Origin of the sequence: Streptomyces niger, assembly GCF_000718305.1 — a bacterium.
Lineage (GTDB): Bacteria > Actinomycetota > Actinomycetes > Streptomycetales > Streptomycetaceae > Streptomyces > Streptomyces niger.
In genome coordinates this window covers 132,477-152,420 of the sequence record NZ_JOFQ01000005.1, presented here as the reverse complement: position 1 = coordinate 152,420, position 19,944 = coordinate 132,477, and the positions used below count along the sequence as shown (strand labels likewise).

The window sequence follows — 19,944 nt, the reverse complement described above, 5'->3', positions numbered from 1 at the left end:
GAGGGGCGGCGCACCGCGGGGTGCGCCGCCCCTCGCGCGTTCCTCCGGAAGGTCAGAGGCTGATCACGCCCGTACGGGTGTCCGTCATGTCCAGCAGCGTCCACTTGCCGCCGATGCGGCCCCAGCCGGTCGAGCGGGCGCCGGCGCCGCCGAACGGCATGTTGATGTCCCACCAGTTGTTGGTGTCGTTCACGATGACCTGCCCCACCTCCATCTCCTCGATGAACCGGTAGGCGGCGGTCATGCTGCGGGTGAAGACCGCGCCCTGGAGGCCGAGCGCGTCGTCGTTGGCGATCCGCAGCAGGTCGTCCTCGTCCCGGCCGGTGAGGATCGGTACGACGGGGCCGAACGACTCCTCGCGGGCCAGCAGGCTGCCCTCCTCGACGCCGTCGACGACCGTGAACTCGTAGTACAGGTCGGTGGGCATGCCGGCGCGGCGCCGGCCGCCGGTGAGGATCCGTGCGCCGCGGGCCTCGGCGTCGGCCAGGTGGCGGTCCATCTTGGCGGCGACGTGCTCGTTGTTGAGCGGGCCGAGGACGGTCTTGTCGTCGAGCGGGTCGCCGAGCACGATCCGCTCCGACTCGCGTACGACGGCCTCGGTGAAGGCGTCGTGGACGTCGGCGTGCACGACGACGCGTTCGGTGGCGCAGCACACCTGGCCCGCGCACGGGTAGGCACCGTCGACCGCGGCCCTGGCGGCGGCCTCGACGTCGGCGTCGGCGAGCACGACCAGCGGCCCGTTGCCGGAGCACTCCATGAGGGAGCGCTTGAGGCCGGCCGCCGCCTGGATCTTCGCGCCGGTGGCGGAGGAGCCGATGAAGCCGATGGCGTGGATGCCGGGGTGGCGGACCAGCGCGTCGCCGAAGGCCCCGTCGCCGGGCAGGACGCTGACCAGGCCGTCCGGTAACCCGGCCGCGAGCACGGCCTCCATCGCCTTGAGCACGGTGAGCGGGGTGTGCGCCGGCGGCTTGACGACCAAGGCGTTGCCGGTGGCCAGGCCGGGCGCCGCGAACTCGGCGAACATCAGCAGCGGGAAGTTCCAGGGCGTGATGACGCCCCAGGTGCCGACCGGCCGGTGGAAGGTGAACATCCGCTTGGTGGCGTCGCGGGAGGGCAGCGTCTCGCCGTTGAGGCGTACCGCGTCCTCGGCGTGCAGCCGGAAGAGCTGGGCGGCCTCCGTCACGTCCGCCACCGACTCGGCCAGCGGTTTGCCCTGCTCCAGGGTTTGCCACCGGGCGAGTTCGCCGCGCCGTTCGTCGAGGTGGTCCGCGATGCGGTGGCAGGCGGCCGCGCGCTCCCAGACGTTCACCGCGGCCCACGCGCGCTGGGCTGCGTGCGCGGCGTGCACCGCTCTGTTGAGGTCGGCCGAGGTGGGGACGGGGACGGTCCCGACGTGCTCGCCCGTGGCCGGGCTGATCACCTCGAAGGTCTGCGAGCCGGCGCCGTCGTCGTAGGCGCCGGCGAGGAACAGCTGCTGCGGCGAAGGGGGCGGAGTGGTCATGAGGCGTGCTCCTCTGTCCGGTCCGTCGGTGCCGCAGATGTTTCAGTAGCAACTTTTGACCGTCAAGATGCACGAAACGACAGAGACAAGACTGATCTTCACGAAATGACTCCCTCTTCATGCATTGACTGACATTTTCCGGCGGCTCTATAAGAACAGTCATGTCGGTCTCCGAAGGCACGACCACACCGCCGTTACCTTCCGAGGAGCAGCCCGCGCTCGCCAGGAAGATCCGCTGGTACGACGGCTTCGCGATGTCGCTGACCATGCCGGCCGCGCTCATCGCCTCCCTGGGCGCCTCCATCGGCGGCCTCGGCGCCTGGGGAGCGATCGCTCTCTGGGCCGCGTCCATGGTGCTCGCCACCGCGACGAACTGGATCTACACCGAACTCGCCGCGATGTTCCCCGGCACCTCCGGCGGCATCGCCGCCTACGCCGCCGAGGGCTGGCGCTCCCGGGCCCCGGTGATCGGCCCGATCGCCGGCTTCGGGTACTGGTTCCCCTGGACCACGGCGCTCGCCGTGTACGCCGGCATCATCGGCTCGTTCGTCCAGGCCCAGTGGTTCCCCGGCCAGGACTGGGCGCTCCGCCTCGGCCCCGCGGAGCTCACCTTCCCGATCGCGGTCGGACTGGCCGTCGTCCTGCTGCTGTTCGCCGCCGCCATGGCCGGCCTGCACGTGGCGATGTGGCTGGTCTACCTCACCGGCGGCGCCCTGCTCGTCCCGCTGGCCGTCTTCCTCGTCGCCCCCTTCTTCAGCGGCGACTGGAGCGCGAGCGGGCTGCACTGGAACCTGCACGGCGCGGCCGGTCTGCGGGAAGCCCTGGTCTGGCTGTACGTGATGGCCTGGACGTCCTTCGGCGTCGAGGTCTGCGCGACGTTCGCGCCCGAGTACAAGGACACCGTCCGCGACACCTCACGCGCGCTCCGCGCCGGCGTGCTCTTCTGCCTCGGCGTCTTCGTCCTGCTGCCGCTGGCCCTGTCCGGGTACGTCGGTGAGAAGGCCATCGCCGCCGACCCCACGGCCTTCTACGTCCGGGCGTTCCAGGACCTGGTGGGCGGCGCCGCCGACCTGATGGTGGTCTTCCTCATCACCTCCCTGCTGCTCATCATGATCACCGGCCTCGCGGACGGTTCCCGGGTGCTGTACGACATGGGCCGCCAGGGGCTGACGGTGCGCCAGGTGGGCGTGCTGAACCGGCGGGGCGTCCCGGCCCGCGCCCTGACGGTCGCGCTCGTCCTCAACATCCTGGTGCTCACCGTCCTGAAGACACCGCTCGCCATCATCGTCACCGGCAACCTCGGCTACGTCCTCACCCATGTCCTGGCGGTCTCCGGCTTCGCCCTGCTGCGCCGCGACCGGCCCGACGCCGTGCGCCCGATCCGCCTCCCCGGCTTCTTCGTCCCGCTGGCCTGGGTGCTCACCGCCCTGCTCGCGGTGGTGCTGGTGGTCGGTGCCACCGGCTTCGCGATCACCGGCTACGGGGGCTACCGGGAACTGGGCATCGCCCTCGCGGTGCTGGCCGTCTCCGTGCTGCTGTGGCTGTACCGCACCAAGGTCCAGGACCGCAGGGCGTCGCCGGGCTCGGACGGCGGCTGACGCCCCGCGGCCCTCAGGCGGCCGACCGCCCGTGCGGCTCACGCCCCCGGTGGGGGTGCGATGGACTCCCGGTCGATGAATTCCGTGTCCAGGACGGTGTGTTCGGGGGGCCGGGTGGTGCCCTCGATGCGGGTGATGAGGGAGTGGACGGCGCGGGCGCCCAGTTCCTGGACGGGCTGGGCGACGACGCTGACGCGGGGGCGTACCGCGCGGGCCCAGTCGGTGTCGTCGAAGGTGACCAGGGAGAGGTCGTCGGGGACGCGGAGGCCGTGGTCGCGGGTCGCGGACAGGACGCCGAGGGCGATCATGCTGTCGGTGGCGAAGACCGCGGTGGGCGGTTCGGGGAGGGCCAGCAGGTCGGCCGTGAGGTCGGCCGGGTCCTCGCGGTGGAAGGTGCCGGTGCGCAGGTAGGTGTCGGTGTCGGAGAGGCCCGCTTCGCGCAGCGCGGCGCGGTAGCCCTCGATGCGTTCCAGGCCGGTGGAGACCGGGTCGGTGGGCAACGGGGTGGCGGCGGCCGCCCGTTCGGCGCCGGCGTCGGCCGACGGGGCGCTGCCGAGCAGGCTGACCAGGGCGATGCGGCGGTGGCCCGCGGCGAGGAGGCGGCGTACCGCGTCCTGGGCGGCGCCGTGGTTGTCGACGGTGACGGAGTCGGCGGGCAGGCCGGGCGCCTGGCGGTCGAGGAGGACGACGGGGCAGCCGGCGGCGTGGGCCGCCGCCAGGTGGCCGGTCTCGGTGGTGGCGGCCGGGGCGACGATCAGCCCGTCGACGTGCTTGTCGCGCAGCATCTTCACGGCGGCGCGTTCGGCGGCGACGTCCTCGTCGGTGTTGGCGAGCAGGACCTGGTAGCCGGCGGCGCGGGCGGCGTCGGTGATGCCGCGGGTGACGCCTGCGAAGAACGGGTTCTGGATGTCGGCGACGATCGCGCCGAGGGTGTGTGTACGCCCCGTGATCATCGACCGGGCCAGCAGGTTCGGGCGGTACCCGAGCTTCTCGGCGGCGGCCCGTACGCGTTCGCGTGCGTCGGGGCTGACCGAGCCGTAGTCGGCGAGCGCACGGGAGGCGGTGGAGCGGGAGACGCCTGCCTCGCGTGCGACGTCGGGGATGGTCGCGGGGCGGCCTGCCGGCCTGCTTCGGTTCGTCGTCATGGCGCGGTCAGGCTATCGGGTTCGCCGGAGGTATTGACCCTGGGGAAGGGGAGTGGGAAGGTTCCCAGCATCCCGCGATTGAGAACGTTCCCACATGCGCGGCGCGTTGGTGTTGGGAACGTTCTCGAAAGTGTGGTTGGGAACGTTCTCACCGCCGGGCGCGGCGCCCGGCGCACCGTTGCAGAAAGGACCCGCGTGACTACCGCATCCCTGCCCCTCCAGCCGATCACCGAGGACTTCAAGGAGGCCGTGGCCTTCGCCCTCAGCCAGAACGAGGCCGCGCGCACGTTCGTCGACGAGGTCGTCGCGGGCGGGCTGCGCAACGTCTTCCTCGTCGGCTGCGGCGGCTCGCTCACCGCCGCGTACCCGGCGCACTTCCTGCTGGAGACCCGGGCCTCGTTCCCCGTCTTCCACATGAACAGCGACGAGTTCAACCTGCGCCGCCCCGCGCTGCTCGGCGAGGGCTCCCTCGTCCTGGTCTCCTCGCACACCGGCACCACCAAGGAGACCGTCGCCGCCGCCGAGTACGCCCGCGCCGCCGGCGCCACCGTCGCGGCGCTCACCCGCAGCGCCGACAGTCCCCTCGCGAAGGCCGCGCACACCGCGTTCACCTACCGCAGCGAGGACACCGTCGTCGCACCCAAGGGCGTGCTGTTCGGCCAGCTCGTGTACGCGCTGCTGGAGAAGACCGGCGCCGAGGGCGACTACGCGGCGCTCCGCACGGCGTACGAAGCGCTGCCCGAGGCGCTGTACAAGGCCCAGGAGGAGGGCGAGGAGCTGGCCGCCTCGATCGCCACCGCGCTGGCCGACGAGGACGTCACGTACGTCCTGTCCGCCGGCCCCAACTACGGCGCCGGCTACGGCTTCACGATGTGCTACCTGATGGAGATGCAGTGGAAGCACGGCGGCACCTACAACGCCGGTGAGTTCTTCCACGGCGCCTTCGAGGTCGTCACCGAGGACCAGCCGGTGATCCTCTTCCTCGGCGAGGACGCCACCCGCCCGATGGCCGAGCGCGCCAAGGTCTTCCTGGACAAGTACACCAAGAAGGCGCACCACGTGGACTCCCGGATCTTCTCGCTGCCCGGCGTCCCCGAGGCGGTACGCGGCGACATCACCCCGATCGCGCTGGACGTCTTCGGCACCCGGCTCGCCCGCCACTACGAGTCCGTGCGCGGCCACGACCTGGACAAGCGCCGCTACATGTTCCAGGTCGAGTACTGACCTCCGCGCCCCGCCCGGTGCGGTACCGCACCGGGCGGGACACCCCCCTCCCGACCGCAGCTCCCCCTGAGGAACCCCCATGCGCATCTGCGGAGTCGGCGACAACGTCGTCGACCGCTACCCCCAGCGCGGCCTGATGTACCCGGGCGGCAACGCGCTCAACGTGGCCGTGCACGCCGCCCGGCGCGGTGCCGACGCCGGGTACCTGGGCGTCACCGGCACCGACGAAGCCGGCGCGCACATCCGGGCCGTGCTCGCCGCCGAGGGCGTCCGCACCGACCGGGCCCGTACGGCCGAGGGCCCCAACGCGTACGCCACCGTCCACCTCGACGCCGACGGCAACCGCACCTTCGGCGACTGCGACGCCACCGTCTCGGGCTTCGCGCCGGACGCCGCCGACCTGACCTGGCTGGCCGGCTTCGACCTGCTGCACACCGGCGACTGCAGCCGCCTGGAGCCGCACCTGCCCGCGCTCGCCGCCGTCTGCCCGGTCAGCTTCGACTTCTCCGACCGGCCCTGGTCCTACGCCGCGCCGCTGCTCCCGTACGTGCACGCCGCCGTGTTCTCCCGGCCCGACGCCGGGGACGAGGAGGCCGCGGCGCTCGCCGAGCGGGTACGGGAGGCCGGGCCGAAGCTGGCCGTGGTGACGCGCGGCGCCCGCGGGGCGCTGGTGTCCTACGAGGGGACGGTGCACCACCAGCGCGTCGTCCCGGTCACGGCCACCGACACCCTCGGCGCCGGCGACTCCTTCATCGCGGCGCTCCTGGTCGCCCTGGGCGAGGGCCGGGCCCCGGCCGACGCCGCCGCGGCGGCCGCCCGTTACGCGGCCGGCGTCTGCACCAGCCCCGGCGCCTTCGGCCACCCCCTCGCCCTGCCCGGCAGCCCCGCCCGCCGCTGACCGCCGCCTTCGGTCTACCGCCCCGCTGACCGCCGCCTTCCGTCCGCTGCCCCGCCGACCGCCGCTTCCGTATCCGTCCGCCCGCTTCCCGCCAGGAGAGAGCCGATGCGCCGTACCCCGGCAACCGCCGCCGGCTGCCTGCTCGCCGTACTGCTGACGCTGCTCAGCGGCTGCGGCCAGCCGCCCGTCCGGGCCACCGCCGACAATTTCCGCCTCGCCGGCCGGCCGCAGGGCCACCTCACCGTCCTGGAGAAGTGGGCGGACCCGGAGTACGCCCCGTACTTCAAGGCGGCGGTGCGGGCGTACGAGAAGCGCAACCCGGGTGTCACCATCGACCTCCAGGCCGTCGGCGACCAGCCGTACAAGGACCGGCTCGCGGTGCTCGCCGCCTCCCGCGAGCTGCCCGACATCTACTTCGCCTGGCCGGGCCGGTACGCGCGCAAGTTCGCCGACGGGAAGCTGGCCGCGGACCTCACCGGGCAGCTGCGCGGCACCCGTTGGGGCCGGAGCTTCGAGCCCGACGCGCTGGACGCCTTCACCTTCGGCGGGCGGTCGTACGGGGTGCCGCTGACCATGGACGCCAAGGTCTTCGCGTACAACGAGAAGATCTTCGCGAAGGCCGGGGTGGAGCGCGTCCCGCGCACCTTCCCCGAACTGCTCACCGCCTGCGACCGGATCAGGAAGGCCGGGTACACGCCGCTGGCCTTCGGCAATCAGTACGGCTGGCCGGCCGGGCACCTGCTCACCCAGTTCAACGCCATGGAAGTGCCGGCGACGGTGCTGGCCAGGGACTACGACGGCGCCAAGGGCGCCTTCACGCACCCCGGGTACGTCCGGGCGCTGGGGGACCTGGCGCGGCTGCGGCAGCGCTGCATGCCGTCCGGCGGCACCAGCATCAGCCACGAATCGGCGCAGGCGCAGCTGCTGTACGGCAAGGCCGCCATGCAGTACATCGAGACGCTGGAGTTCTCGTACCTGGACGAGAGCGGAGGCGCGCCGAAGCGGTTCGCCGAGCACTGGAACTTCTTCACCATGCCCGCGATCCCCGGCGCGCAGGGCTCGCCGCGCGCCGTCGCCGGCGGCACGGACGGCCTGCTGGTCTCCAACACCTCGCCCCACAAGGCGCTCGCCGTGGACTTTTTGAAGTTCCTCACCGGGCGCACCCAGGCCCGCGCGATGGTGCGGGAGCTGGGCTGGCTGAGCGCGGTGAAGGGCACGGCGGACGCCGCGCGACTGCCGGGACTCGCCGGCGCGCAGCGGACCCTCGCGCGCCACGAGATGTCGGTCTGGCTCGACACCCGCACCGACGACAAGATCGTCAATCCCTACCTGGCGGCCGCCGACTCCGTGCTCGGCTCCAAGGCCACCCCGGAGCAGGCCGTACGCGCCGTACGCCGGGGCGCCGAGAACGCCCGCCGCTTCGGCGTCCGGCCCTGACACCCCCACCCGCCCCGACCGCCCCCGAAGGAGGTGCACCAGTGACACGACGCCGCATCCGGCACGCCTTCTACGTCGCTCCCGCGCTGGCGCTGATCGCGTTGTTCGTCTACTACCCGATCGTCGAGAACGTCCGGCTCAGCCTCTTCAAGTTCAGCGTCTTCCGACCCGGCATGCGCTACGTCGGGCTGGAGAACTACCGGCAGGCCTTCCAGGACCCGGTCTTCTGGCACGCGCTGCTCAACAACGTCTGCTACGCGGTCACCTCCGTCGTCTTCCAGGTCGGCGCCGCGCTGGTGCTCGCCGCCGTCCTGGAGGAGCTGATCGGCCGGCGGCTGCGCGGGGTGCTGCGGGCCGTGTACTTCATCCCCGCCGCCGTCTCCATGACCGTCGCCGGACTCCTCTTCCAGTTCCTCTACCAACCCGACGCGGGCCTGGTGAACGGCGCGCTGGACGCGGTCGGGCTCGGCGGGCTCCGGCACGACTGGCTCGGCGACACCGCCACCTCCATCTGGGGCGTCATCAACATGAGCCAGTGGCAGTCGTTCGGGTACACCACGATGCTGCTGACCGTCGCGGTCCAGCGCATCCCGCGCGAGCTCTACGAAGCGGCGACCGTGGACGGCGCCGGGCGGATCCGCACGTTCTTCCACGTCACCGTGCCGATGGTGCGGGAGATGACCACCCTGCTGATCATCCTCACCGTCTCCGGGGCCTTCCTGGTCTTCAACGAGGTGATGGTGATGACCGGCGGCGGACCCGCCAACTCCAGCCAGGTCCTGGGCACCTGGCTCTACACCAGCGCCTTCACCGGCGACGACATGGGCTACGCCGCCGCGATCGGCACCGTGATCTTCCTGATCACCTTTGTCGCCGGCGCCCTGCAACTGCTCCACTCGCGCAGAAAGGCGGTCGCCGTATGACTCTCACCCTCGGCAGGCCGGCGCCCACCGCACCGGCCCCCGCCCACCCGCCGACGCGGCGCGCCCCCGCCCGCTTCGGGCCGGTCGCGGTGCGCGTCCTGGCCTACGGCGCGCTGGCGGCGCTCGCCGTCGCGGTCATCTATCCGCTGTGCTGGATGGCGCTGGCCGGGCTGAAGAGCAACGGTGAGATCTTCGCCGACCCCTGGGGCCTGCCCGACCACCCGCGCTGGTCCACCTACGCCGACGCCTGGCACCAGGGCGTGCTGGGCTACCTGCTCAACAGCGTGCTGGTGACCTCGGCGAGCGTGCTGGCCGTCGTCCTCATCAGCGCCTGGGCCGCCTACGGCCTCACCCGGCTGGACATCCCCTGCTCGCAGCCGGCGCTGCTGCTGGTGCTCGGCGCGATGATGCTCTCGCCGACGGTGGCCCTGGTCCCGCTGTCGCAACTGCTCCAGGCGCTGGGCATCTACGACACCTACTGGGCGCTGATCGTCCTCTACACCGCCTTCAAGGTGCCCTTCACCACCTTCCTGATCCGCGCCTACCTGCTGGGGCAGCCGGTGGAGGTGGAGGAGGCGGCGTACATCGACGGGGCGAGCCGGTGGCAGACGTTCTGGCGGGTGGTCGTCCCGATGGCCCGCCCGATCCTCGCCTCGGCCGCCGTCCTCCAGGCGCTCTTCGCCTGGAACGAGTACGCCTTCGCGCTGGTCTTCATCACCGACGACCGGCTCAAGACGCTGCCCGTCGGCCTCGCCGACATGGCGGGCCGGCTCAACTCCGACTGGCCGGTCCTCTTCGCGGGACTGACCATCGCAGCCCTCCCGATGATCGTCATCTTCCTGATCGGGCAGCGGCACTTCGTCCGCGGCCTGGCGGCCGGCATGGGCAAGTGAGGCCGTCGGCATGCCGGCACGAGCTCGGCCGTGCACGGCCGAGAGGGTGACCGACCACAACCCGGAGTTCCGAGCGGGCTTCGAGGCCGTCGCGGAAAGGCGCTTGCCGCCCGCCGAGCGGCGGCTGCCGCGCCGGGAGGAGGGCACCCGGCCGGCCCGTCCGCTGCCGTACCGGCCGGACGCGGACGGGACGTACGACCCGGCGGCCGGGCGGTTCCGGCTCGCGCTGCGCAACACGGGTGCGGCCGGCGCGCACCTCGCGCTGTACCCGTACGCGGCGGAGTACGCCACACCGCAGCACCGCGACGTACGGGGGACGGCGGACCGGGACGTACCGGTCCGGGACGGCGCCTACGACTCCGCGCTCACCGGGCCGAACGGCTTCCGGCGGGAGTACGCCGGGACCGCGGCGGGCGCGGCGGCCGGGTCGAGCGTGCGCACGCACCTGGACGTCCGGGAGCGGAACGTACGCTCGCGCACCCCGCAGCGCGCGACCACGGCTGGTACGAGCTAAACCTCCCTGAACCTCACGGTCACGTAGGACGAATCGTTCCGCCGCCGGATGCCGGGACACATCGAGAACGGCCGGGAGTCCATAACGGGCCGATCCGAGCGGAGGCCGCCCCTTCGCTTCTTTGTGGGGAAGTACACAAAGGGGTCAAAGGATCTTTTCGGACTGTCACTCTTCTTCCATGCGGGCCCGCCGCCCCTTCGTCGGCAGGCGGCGGGCCCGCACCACCCCCCGCCCGCCCCGCGCGCGACAGCACCGGTGATCCCGGCGCTCGACGCACATCCCGGGTCAGCAGAAAAGGCCTCCATGACCGCACTCGCCCGGTGGTGTCTCCGGCGCCGCGCCCTGGTCATCGCGTTGTGGCTCGCCCTCCTGGCGGGCGTCGTCGCGGCCGCCGGTGCGCTGGGGTCCGCGTACTCCAACAACTACGACGTGCCCGGCACGGAGTCCGGCCGCGCCGCGGACCGCATGGCGGACGCCTTCCCCGGCCGGTCCGGGGACAGCGACACCATCGTGTGGCACACCGACTCCGCAACGGTGCGCGCGGCGGACGTACGGGACCGGATGGCGCCGGCCCTGGACCGCATCGCCGAGCTGCCCGGAGTGGCCTCGGTGGACGGCCCCTACGACACCCGGACCGACGTGCCCGCCGACGAGACGGCGGACCGCCGCATCAGCGCGGACGGGCACACCGCCTACGCCTCGGTGGTCTTCGAGGCACCCGCCGACGACCTGGACGCGAAGACCGTGCAGGCCGTCGTGGACACCGCGCACCAGGCCTCCGGCGACGGCCTCACCGTCGCCCTCGGCGGCGCCGGGATCGGGCTCACCGAAGCGCCGAAGAGCCACCTCGCCGAGGCCATCGGCCTGGCCGCGGCCACCGTCGTCCTCTTCCTGGCCTTCGGCTCGCTCGCCGCGACCGCCCTGCCGATCCTCACGGCCCTCGTCGCCGTCGGTACCGCCTCGGCCGGCATCGGCCTGCTCGGCCACGTCATGACCGTGGCCGACTTCGCGCCCATGCTCGGCATGCTCATCGGGCTGGGCGTGGGCATCGACTACGCGCTGTTCATCGTCACCCGGCACCGCAAGAACCTCCGCGCGGGAATGCGCGTCACCGAGGCCGCGCAGAAGGCGGTGGCCGTCTCGGGACGGGCCGTGGTGTTCGCCGGGGCCACCGTCTGCATCGCCCTGCTCGGCATGCTCGTCCTGCGGCTGTCCTTCCTCAATGGCGTCGCGCTCGCCGCCTCCCTGACCGTCGTACTCACCGTCGCCGCCTCCGTGACCCTGCTGCCCGCCCTCCTGGGGGTGATCGGCACCCGCGTACTGGGCCGCCGGGAACGCGCCCGGCTCGCCGCCGAGGGACCGGCTCCCGAGCTCCCCACCGGCTTCGCCGTCCGCTGGTCCGCCTTCGTCGAGCGCCACCCCAAGCTGCTCGGCGCCGTCGCCGCCGCCATCATGCTCGTCCTCGCGCTGCCCACCCTCGGCCTGCACCTGGGCACCTCCGACCAGGGCACCGACCCGCCCGCCTCGACCACCCGGCAGGCCTACGACCTGCTCGCCGAGGGCTTCGGGCCCGGCTTCAACGGGCCGCTCACCCTGGTCGGCGACCTGGACGGGGCCGACGACCGGCTCGCCTTCGACAACCTCCCCGACCGGCTGCGGAGCACGCCCGGCGTGGCCCGGATCAGCGGCCCCGAGTTCGACGGCAGCGGCAGCACCGGCGTGATCACCGTCGTCCCGGACAGCGCGCCGCAGTCGCAGGAGACCTCGGACCTGGTGGAGCGGCTGCGCAGCGACGTACTGCCGCGGACCGCGGACGGCTCGACCCTGCGCGTCGACGTCGGCGGCGTGACCGCCGGCTACGACGACTTCGCCGACGTGATCGTCGGCAAGCTGCCGCTCTTCGTGGGCGTCGTCGTCACCCTCGGCTGCGTGCTGCTCCTCCTGGCCTTCCGCAGCATCGGCATCCCGGTCAAGGCCGCCGTCATGAACGTCGCCGCGGTCGCCGCGTCCTTCGGGATCGTGGTCGCCGTCTTCCAGTGGGGCTGGGGGAGCGAGGCACTGGGCCTGGGCAGCGGCGGCCCGATCGAGCCGTTCCTCCCGGTGATCATGGTCTCGGTCCTCTTCGGCCTCTCCATGGACTACCAGGTCTTCCTGGTCAGCCGGATGTACGAGGAGTGGCGGCGCACCCACGACAACTGCCGGTCGGTACGGGTCGGGCTGGCCGAGACCGGCCGAGTGATCAACTCGGCGGCGGTCATCATGATCGCGGTGTTCTCCGCCTTCGTGCTCAGCGGCGACCGGACCATCGCGATGTTCGGCATCGGACTGGCCGCCGCCGTCGCCCTCGACGCCTTCGTGCTCCGCACCCTCCTCGTACCCGCCCTGATGCACCTGCTGGGCGGCGCGAACTGGTGGCTGCCGGGCTGGCTGGACCGCCGGCTGCCGCGGATCAGCATCGAGCCGCCGGACGAGCCCGCGCCCACCGTCGTGCCCGCCCCCGCGCCGCGGCACGCCGAACACGAACCCCTCGTACCGCGCTGAGGACCGCTCTCTCATACGACTCTCAGACGCGGCCCCTACGGTCGCGCCCATGGGTACCACGACGAGCAAGAACGACACCGAGCAGACCGACGCGGTCACCGACGACGCGGCCGCCGACCCGAAGCCGACGACCACCTCCGCAGAGCAGGCCACCGCACCCGCGGACAAGGCCGTCACCCCCGAGAAGAAGGCCGCGGCGCCCGAGGACCGGGTGCCCGACGCCGCCGGCACCGAGGAGGACGAGGAACTCGGCGCCGAGTCCACGCCCGCCACCGGGCAGGCCGCCCCCGCCCGGCGCGGAATCGTGGCCGGAGCCGGCGCCGTCGCCGGTGCCGCGCTCGGCCTCGCCTCCCTGACCGGCACCTGGGCCGGCACGATCCTCGCCGAGCGGCAGACCGTACTGGGCCAGATCAAGCTGCAGACCGGCAAGACCCAGGACCAGATCTCCGCCGTCTACACCACCCCCTGGCACACCACCGCGCTCGTCAACGGAGTCTTCGCGCTGCTGGCCCTCGTGGTCACCGGCGTCGTCCTGCTCCGCCGCCCGCAGGCCGCCTGGACCCGGGCCGTCGCCTGGGGCGGGTTCGCACTCGCCGTGCTCGGCCTGGTGGTCGCCGGCGGCATGTACCTCGACCTGTTCGCCGCAGCCCCCAAGCTCGGTGCGGGCGGCTCCTGAGGAAGCCCGCACGACCGCATACGGCATCCGACAGGGGCCTTAGACCGCACGGTGGGACACCACGGCGGAATCTGAGGCCCCTGCGGCTGTGAAGATCGGGAAGTTGCCCGATGCGGCGCACCACCTCAGGCGGCGACGCTGACCACGTACCGTCAGCCGCCCGGGGAGCCGCCTCCCGGGGCCGAACCGGGAGACACCGTGCACTACTACGAAGTCCAGCACCGGATCCGCCACGAAGAACTGCGCCGCGAGGCCGACCTCGACCGGCTGGCCCGCGAAGCCGCGAAGGGACGCAGCGCCGCCCGATCCGCCACCCACGAACCCGAAGGGCGGGTGAGCCGCAAGAAGGGCCGGAGCGCCTGGTCCCGCCGCCGGGCCGAGGCCTGACCGGCCCGCCCCGGCGAGGCGCCCGGTGACCGGGAAATCCGGTGCCGGATTGTCCGACCCCTGTGCGATGCTCTGCGGCGTGGAGACCAGGTCAGTGAGTCGCGTGTTCGTCGGCCGCAGCAGCGAGTTGAGCCTGCTGGCGGACGCGCTGACCCGCACCACGGCGTCGGGGGAGCCGCAGGCGCTGCTCATCGGCGGCGAGGCGGGCGTGGGCAAGACCCGGCTCATCGAGGAGTTCGCCGCGGCCGCGCGGGCCGCCGGCGCGCTCGTCGCCCTCGGCGGCTGCATCGAGATCGGCTCCGAAGGCCTGCCGTTCGCCCCGTTCTCCGCGATCCTGCGCACCCTCCACGCCCGCCTGCCCGAGGAACTGGCCGCCGCGGTCGCCGGACAGGAGGGCGAACTGGCCCGCATCCTGCCCGAACTGGCCGAGGCCCCCGGCGAGTCCCGCGACGACGAGCACGGCCGCGCCCGCCTCTTCGAACTGACCGCGCGGCTGCTGGAGCGGCTCGCCCGCGACCGCAGCCTCGTCATCGTCGTCGAGGACCTGCACTGGTCCGACCGCTCCACCCGCGAACTCCTCAGCTACCTCCTGCACACCCTGCACGACGCCGGCGTCGTCCTGGTCGCGACGTACCGCTCCGACGACATCCACCGCCGCCATCCGCTGCGCCCCTTCCTCGCCGAGGTCGACCGGATGCGCACGGTCCGGCGCGCCGAGCTCGCCCGGTTCAACCGCGACGAGGTCCGCTCCCAGATGACCGGCATCACCGGCAGCGAACCCGAAGAGGCCCTGGTCGGCCGGGTATTCGAGCGCTCCGAAGGCAACGCCTTCTTCGTCGAGGAACTGGCCTGCAGCATCCACGACGGCGCCCTGCCCGGGCTCAGCGACTCGCTCCGCGACCTCCTCCTGGTGCGCGTCGAAGCGCTGCCCGAGCACACCCAGCGGGTGATCCGCACCGCCGCCGAGGGCGGCTCCACCGTCGAGCACGACCTCCTCGCGGCCGTCGCAGGCCTGCCGGAGGACGACCTCATCGAAGCGCTGCGGGTCGCCGTCGGCAGCAACACCCTCGTGCCCACCAGCGACGGCACGGGCTACCGCTTCCGGCACGCACTGGTCCGCGAGGCCGTCCAGGACGACCTGCTCCCCGGCGAACGCACCCGCCTCAACCGCCGCTACGCCGAAGCCCTGGAGGCCGACCCCGGCCTGGTGCGCGCCGAGGCCTGCGCGGCCCGCCTGGCCAGCTACTGGTACCACGCCCGGGACGCCGCCAAGGCGCTGCCCGCCGTCCTCACCGCCTCGGTCACAGCCCGCCGCCGGCACGCCTACGCCGAACAACTCCGGCTGCTGGACCGCGCACTGGAGCTCTGGGACGAGGTGCCCAAGGACGTCCGGCGCTCGGTCCGCCCGGTGGACTACGCCGAGGCGTACCCGGCCACCGGCTGCGACGACGACGCGCTGCGCTACCTCGACCTGCTCGCCGAGATCGCGGTCGCAGCCCGGCTCTCCGGCGACCGCGAGCGCGCCTACACCGTCACCAAGCGGGCGCTGCGCGCCCTCGCGGGGGAGCAGGACCCGCTGCGCGAAGCATGGTTCCTCACCCAGCGCTCCCGGTTGGCGGAGAGCACCGGCCGCGGCGACGGCTGGGAGGACCTGAGCGCGGCCCAGCAACTGGTACGCGGCCTGCCGCCGTCCCCGGTGCACGCCGCGGTGCTGGCCCAGGTCGCCGCATGGGGCGCGCTGCACGACCCGGGGCCGGACTCCTTCACCGCCGCCGAGCGGGCCGTGGAGCTGGCCCGCCTGGTCGGCGAGGAGGAGGTCGAGCTGAACGCCCGCCTCACGCTGTACGGCCTGCAGGTCTCCTCCGGGGACGTGGACGGCGGCCTGGCCGGCTTCCGGGCGGCGCTGGACCGCGCGCTGGAACGCGGCTTCTCCGCCGTCGTCGCGCGCGGCTTCACCAACCTCCCCTCGCACCTGGAAGCGGTGGGCCGCTCCCGGGAGGCGGTGGTGGCCACCGAGCGCGGGCTCGCCATGACCGACCACTTCGGCATGAAGGACTCCCGCAGCTGGGTGTACGGCAACCGCGCCGAAAGCCTGCTCTCACTGGGCCGCTGGGCGGAGTCCGCCGAGGCCGCCGCCGCCTGCCGGCGCCTCGCCCTGGGCAGCCGCACCCGCGCGCTGGCCGCTTCCCGGCACGCCGAGCTCGCCCTCCTGCGCGGCGACACCGACGCCGCCGCCGAAGAACTGGCTTTCGCCCGGACCCACTTCGGCAGCTATGAGAACCAGCCGCAGTACAGCCTCCCCATGACCCGCTTCGGCTACGAGATCGCCGTGCAGCGCCAGGGCGTGGTCGCCGCCCGAGAGGTGCTGGAGCCGCTGCTGACGGCCGGTTTCCCGCTCGGTACGTACAACTCCGGCTGGCCACTGCTGTGGCGGGCGGCCGCCGCGGAGGCCGACGCCCGCGGGCTGCCCGCCGCGGCCGCGGGCCGGGACGCGCTGCTCGCCCGGCTGGCGGCGGCGGTCAAGCGGCTGCCCCGCCCCGTCCCGGTGTGGCAGGCGTACGGCCGGCTCACCGAGGCCGAGCTGTGCCGGGCCGAGGGCCGCCCGTCGCCGGAGCGCTGGGCCGAGGCGGTCGCGGCCCTCCGGCAGGTCGAGCGCCCCCACGAACTGGCCTGGGCCCGCCTCCGGTGGGCCGAGGCGCTGCTGACCCGCGCCCCGGCGGCCCGTGACGCGCGCGAGGCGGCCACGACCCTGCTCGCCGACGCGCGCGCGACGGCCCGGTGGATGGGCGCGGGCCCGCTGACCGTGGAGATCGACCGGCTTGCGCTACGGGCCCGGCTCACGCTGCCGGAGGACGACGGGAGGGCCGACGGGGACGGACCGCCGGAGGACGGCGGGAGGATCGGCGGGGACGGATCGCCCCACGCCCGCGGGAGGGCCGGCAGGGACGGGCTGCCCGGCGTGGCACGGCAGCGGACGGCGGCCGAGGGGACGCGGCGGCCGGCGATCACGGCGGGCGCTCCCACGGCGGCACCGGCGGCGACCGGCGCGGCGGTGCAGGACGGTGACGGGGGCGCGGCCGGAGCGGTGCGTACGGCCGTTCCGGCGGGGACCGCGGGGATCGCGGGGACCTCGCGCGCCGGGGCCGGGTCCGGCCGAAGACCCGGTACCGCGGCCACCGCATCGACCGTTCCGCCGACCGTGCCCGCCGCAGTCCCGGAGGGGGACCGGGCGACCGGCCCCGCGGGCGCCGGGCCCGCCGCCACCGCCGACTCGCTCGGGCTCACCCCGCGCGAGCGGGACGTACTGCGGCTGGTCGCGGCCGGGCGCACCAACCGGCAGATCGCCGACGCGCTCTTCATCTCACCCAAGACCGCGAGCGTGCACGTCTCCAACATCCTCGCCAAGCTCGACGTCTCGGGGCGCGGCGAGGCCGGCGCGCTGGCGCACCGGCTGCGGCTCTTCCCCGAGGCCGAATCAGCCTGAGGTCCGCAGCCCCCCGGAGGCGGCGGGATCGGCGGAGGCGGCGGAAGCAGGGCGCGGCAGGCGGACGACGACCTGCCCGGAGGCGAGGTCGATCGGGCCCCGGCCCGGGTCGGAGTCGCCGACGTCGGTGACGACGAGCGAGAGTTTCTGCCGCTCGTCCTCGGTGTGCTTGCGGCCCGGCGCGAAGAGCTCTTGGGCGAGGTTGAACATCGCGGCCCCCTGGCGTGGCGTCCTGCTCACTGCGGTCAGTGTAGGCACGCCCGCCGCAAAAAGGACATCATGTGATCTTCAGTCGCAGAATCCGGTCGTCGCCCTTTTCCGGCGTACCCCGCTTGTCCGTCTCGCTGGTGACCAGCCACAGCCCGCCGTCGCCCGTCGGCACGACCGTCCGCAGCCGACCGTACTTCCCCGTCAGGAACGCCTGCGGCTTCGCCACCGGCTTCGTCCCCCGCAACGGGATCCGCCAGAGCCGCTCGCCGCGCAGCCCGGCCATCCACACCGACCCCTTGGCGTACGCGATCCCGCTGGGCGAGGCGTCCGCCGTCCGCCACTGCTCCACCGGCCGCACGAACGAGGAGTCGCCGCCGCTCTTCCCCTCGGCGTCCGGCCAGCCGTAGTTCCCGCCCGGCCGGATCAGGTTCAACTCGTCCCAGGTGTCCTGGCCGAATTCGGATGCCCACAGCCGGTCCTCGGCGTCCCAGGCCAGTCCCTGGACGTTGCGGTGGCCGGCGGAGTAGACGACGGAGTCGGCCGACGGGTTGCCGTGCACCGGCTCGCCGTCCGGCGTCATCCGCAGGATCTTGCCGCCCAAGGCATCCTCGTCCTGGGCCTGTTCGCCGTCGCCGGTCTCGCCCGTACCGGCGTACAGCATCTTGTCCGGGCCGAACGCGATCCGCCCGCCGTTGTGGATGTGGCCCTTCGGGAGGCCTCTGAACACCGTGTCGGGGGCGCCCAGTTGATCGCCCGGCTCCCGCTTGTCGTTGTAGACCATGCGCGCGATGCGGTTGTCGGACACGGTGGTGAAGTACGCATAGACCATGTGGTCGGCGCCGAACGTCGAGGAGACCGCGAGGCCCAGCAGCCCGCCCTCGCCGTCGGCCGCCACGCCGGGCACCGAGCCCAGCTCGGTCTTCTTCCCGCTCTCCGCGTCGACCTTGACGATCTTCCCGGTGTCCCGGGACGCCACCAGGAGGTCGCCGCCGGGCAGCACGGCCACGCCCCAGGGGGAGTCGAGCCCGGTGGTGAGGGTGGCGGCGACCCGCACGGAGCCCTTGGCGGGGGCGGCGGGGGGTGTCTTGTGCGGCTCGGCCGAGGGGGCCGAGGTCGAGGAAGGGGCGCCGCGCGAGGGCCCGGTGGACTTCCCGGCCGTACCGGGGCCGCCGTCCCCGGAGGAGCAGCCCGCCGCGAGGAGCAGGGCGGCGGCGGTCAGTGCGGCGGTCGCGGTACGGCGTGGCACGGCAGGCGTCCTCTCGTCGGCGGGCGGCACCAGCACACCACACGCCGGCGGCCCCCGGGCGGCCGTTTCCCCGACGGGCCTCCGGGTATCCCCCGGTCAGGGGGAGCGGGCCGTTCGATTCGCCCCCGTATGCGGGCGCCTTGCTCTGCCGCACGCGCCTCGTCCGAGGGGCCGTGCCGTTCGCGGGCGCCTCGTCGTCCCGGGCGCCTCGCGGTCCCGTGCCCGCGTCGTCAGTCCCAGGAGCCCCGGGCCGGTGGCAGGGCGGCGATCTCCGCAAGGTCCTGGCGGGTCAGCTCCACCGTGGCGGCCTTGGCGTTCTGCACGGCCCAGCGCTCCTTCTTCGTGCCCGGTACGGGCACCACGTGCCGGCCCTGCGCCAGCACCCACGCCAGCGCGACCTGCCCGGGCGTCACCCCGTGCCGGGCGCCCACCCGGCGCAGCCCCGCCACCACCGGCTGGTTGGCGGCCATCATCTCCGCGGTGAAGCGCGGGTGCCGGGCCCGCAGGTCCTCCGGCTCGAAGCCCTGGCCCGGGGTCAGCGTGCCGGTGAGGTAGCCGTTGCCCAGCGGCATCGCCGCGAGGAAGCCCACGCCGCGCGTCTCGCACCAGGGCAGCAGCGCCTCCAGGGCCTCCGGCGACCACACGGACAGCTCCGCCTCGACGCTGCTGACGGGGAACACCTGCTGGACGCGCTCCAGTTGGCGCAGCGTGGCGTCGTGCGTACGGGAGCCACGGCGCCGGGGGGCCCGCGCGCCGACCGCGCACAACCCGAGGGCCCGTACCTTGCCGGCCGCCACCAGCTCCGCCATCGCCCCCCAGGTCTCCTCGATCGGCACCTCGGGGTCCGCGCGGTGCAGCTGGTAGAGGTCGATGTGGTCGGTCTGCAGCCGGCGCAGTGAGGCGTCGCAGGCCCTCTTCACGTACCCGGGGCGGCCGTTGGCGACGATGTGCTGCTCGCCGACCAGCAACCCGACCTTGGTCGAGACGAAGGCCTGCGCGCGGCGCTCCTTCAGCGCCCGCCCCACCAACAACTCATTGGTGAACGGGCCGTACATGTCGGCGGTGTCCAGGAGGTTGCAGCCCCGGTCGAGCGCGGCGTGCACCGTCCGCACCGAGCTCTCCCCGTTCTGCTGCGACGCGGTGTACCCCCAGCTCATCGGCATGCAGCCGAGCCCGATTGCGCCCACTTCGAGCGCCGCCGCACCGATTGTCCTGCGCTCCACCTGGTCGTGCCTCCGTCCCCTCGCCCCGGTCAAGGGCCTGACCA

Annotated in this window: 16 protein-coding genes; 11 read left to right on the top strand and 5 right to left on the bottom strand. The window is 73.4% G+C overall.

The features are described 5' to 3' along the window. Positions 1-52: 52 nt before the first annotated feature. Positions 53-1,501, bottom strand: a complete 1,449-nt coding sequence (locus tag IF20_RS11615; protein WP_052865023.1) for an aldehyde dehydrogenase family protein — start codon at positions 1,499-1,501, stop codon at positions 53-55. A gap of 161 nt (positions 1,502-1,662) precedes the next feature. Here IF20_RS11615 and IF20_RS11610 point away from each other — a divergent pair, with 161 nt between their 5' ends. Further along, complete coding sequence (locus tag IF20_RS11610; protein WP_052865022.1) at positions 1,663-3,099, top strand: APC family permease; 1,437 nt, start codon at positions 1,663-1,665, stop codon at positions 3,097-3,099. Positions 3,100-3,137: 38 nt separating this feature from the next. Here the strand turns inward: IF20_RS11610 and IF20_RS11605 are convergent, their stop codons facing one another. After that, positions 3,138-4,244, bottom strand: a complete 1,107-nt coding sequence (locus IF20_RS11605) for a LacI family DNA-binding transcriptional regulator (RefSeq protein ID WP_052865021.1) — start codon at positions 4,242-4,244, stop codon at positions 3,138-3,140. Positions 4,245-4,439: 195 nt separating this feature from the next. Here IF20_RS11605 and IF20_RS11600 point away from each other — a divergent pair, with 195 nt between their 5' ends. From IF20_RS11600 to IF20_RS11555, 10 genes are all read left to right on the top strand, one after another. Next, on the top strand, positions 4,440-5,468 hold the full coding sequence (locus IF20_RS11600) for an SIS domain-containing protein (RefSeq protein WP_052865020.1): 1,029 nt from the start codon (positions 4,440-4,442) through the stop codon (positions 5,466-5,468). 79 nt (positions 5,469-5,547) lie between these two features. Beyond that, a complete protein-coding gene (locus IF20_RS11595; protein WP_052865019.1) occupies positions 5,548-6,366 on the top strand; it encodes a PfkB family carbohydrate kinase in 819 nt (272 codons plus the stop codon). 105 nt (positions 6,367-6,471) lie between these two features. Next, positions 6,472-7,803, top strand: a complete 1,332-nt coding sequence (locus IF20_RS11590) for an ABC transporter substrate-binding protein (RefSeq protein WP_052865018.1) — start codon at positions 6,472-6,474, stop codon at positions 7,801-7,803. A gap of 41 nt (positions 7,804-7,844) precedes the next feature. After that, complete coding sequence (locus IF20_RS11585; RefSeq protein WP_110944074.1) at positions 7,845-8,726, top strand: carbohydrate ABC transporter permease; 882 nt, start codon at positions 7,845-7,847, stop codon at positions 8,724-8,726. After that, positions 8,723-9,619 carry a carbohydrate ABC transporter permease gene (locus tag IF20_RS11580; protein WP_110944073.1) on the top strand — a complete coding sequence of 299 codons (897 nt, stop codon included), beginning with the start codon at positions 8,723-8,725 and terminating at the stop codon, positions 9,617-9,619. Before IF20_RS11585 ends, IF20_RS11580 begins: the two co-directional genes overlap by 4 nt. 46 nt (positions 9,620-9,665) lie before the next feature. Then, on the top strand, positions 9,666-10,133 hold the full coding sequence (locus IF20_RS11575; protein WP_052865017.1) for a phospholipase domain-containing protein: 468 nt from the start codon (positions 9,666-9,668) through the stop codon (positions 10,131-10,133). A gap of 303 nt (positions 10,134-10,436) precedes the next feature. Continuing rightward, on the top strand, positions 10,437-12,674 hold the full coding sequence (locus IF20_RS11570) for an MMPL family transporter (RefSeq protein ID WP_052865016.1): 2,238 nt from the start codon (positions 10,437-10,439) through the stop codon (positions 12,672-12,674). Between the two features lie 49 nt (positions 12,675-12,723). Then, entirely contained in the window at positions 12,724-13,350 is a 627-nt protein-coding gene (locus IF20_RS11565) for a hypothetical protein (protein WP_052865015.1), read from the top strand. A gap of 198 nt (positions 13,351-13,548) precedes the next feature. Continuing rightward, positions 13,549-13,737 (top strand): hypothetical protein, encoded by a 189-nt coding sequence (locus tag IF20_RS11560; RefSeq protein ID WP_052865014.1) that lies wholly within the window; start codon positions 13,549-13,551, stop codon positions 13,735-13,737. Between the two features lie 67 nt (positions 13,738-13,804). Continuing rightward, positions 13,805-17,221 carry a helix-turn-helix transcriptional regulator gene (locus IF20_RS11555; protein ID WP_234426622.1) on the top strand — a complete coding sequence of 1,139 codons (3,417 nt, stop codon included), beginning with the start codon at positions 13,805-13,807 and terminating at the stop codon, positions 17,219-17,221. On the opposite strand, the gene IF20_RS11550 is transcribed toward IF20_RS11555, so the two are convergent. The 3 genes from IF20_RS11550 to IF20_RS11540 all read right to left on the bottom strand — a co-directional run bounded on the left by IF20_RS11550 (position 17,213) and on the right by IF20_RS11540 (position 19,900). Next, on the bottom strand, positions 17,213-17,461 hold the full coding sequence (locus IF20_RS11550) for a DUF6191 domain-containing protein (protein WP_234426609.1): 249 nt from the start codon (positions 17,459-17,461) through the stop codon (positions 17,213-17,215). The genes IF20_RS11555 and IF20_RS11550 overlap by 9 nt on opposite strands. A gap of 37 nt (positions 17,462-17,498) precedes the next feature. Next, positions 17,499-18,677: a PQQ-dependent sugar dehydrogenase gene (locus IF20_RS11545; RefSeq protein WP_052865012.1), complete on the bottom strand. Its 1,179-nt coding sequence runs from the start codon at positions 18,675-18,677 to the stop codon at positions 17,499-17,501. Between the two features lie 230 nt (positions 18,678-18,907). Continuing rightward, complete coding sequence (locus IF20_RS11540; RefSeq protein ID WP_052865011.1) at positions 18,908-19,900, bottom strand: aldo/keto reductase; 993 nt, start codon at positions 19,898-19,900, stop codon at positions 18,908-18,910. Positions 19,901-19,944: the final 44 nt, after the last annotated feature.

Excerpts from the sequence above, each read along its gene's own strand:
- IF20_RS11565 (WP_052865015.1), top strand. The coding sequence starts at position 12,724 with ATGGGTACCACGACGAGCAAGAACGACACCGAGCAGACCGACGCGGTC.
- IF20_RS11590 (WP_052865018.1), top strand. The coding sequence starts at position 6,472 with ATGCGCCGTACCCCGGCAACCGCCGCCGGCTGCCTGCTCGCCGTACTG.
- IF20_RS11580 (WP_110944073.1), top strand. The coding sequence starts at position 8,723 with ATGACTCTCACCCTCGGCAGGCCGGCGCCCACCGCACCGGCCCCCGCC.
- IF20_RS11615 (WP_052865023.1), bottom strand. The coding sequence starts at position 1,501 with ATGACCACTCCGCCCCCTTCGCCGCAGCAGCTGTTCCTCGCCGGCGCC.
- IF20_RS11595 (WP_052865019.1), top strand. The coding sequence starts at position 5,548 with ATGCGCATCTGCGGAGTCGGCGACAACGTCGTCGACCGCTACCCCCAG.
- IF20_RS11610 (WP_052865022.1), top strand. The coding sequence starts at position 1,663 with ATGTCGGTCTCCGAAGGCACGACCACACCGCCGTTACCTTCCGAGGAG.
- IF20_RS11570 (WP_052865016.1), top strand. The coding sequence starts at position 10,437 with ATGACCGCACTCGCCCGGTGGTGTCTCCGGCGCCGCGCCCTGGTCATC.
- IF20_RS11555 (WP_234426622.1), top strand. The coding sequence starts at position 13,805 with ATGCTCTGCGGCGTGGAGACCAGGTCAGTGAGTCGCGTGTTCGTCGGC.
- IF20_RS11605 (WP_052865021.1), bottom strand. The coding sequence starts at position 4,244 with ATGACGACGAACCGAAGCAGGCCGGCAGGCCGCCCCGCGACCATCCCC.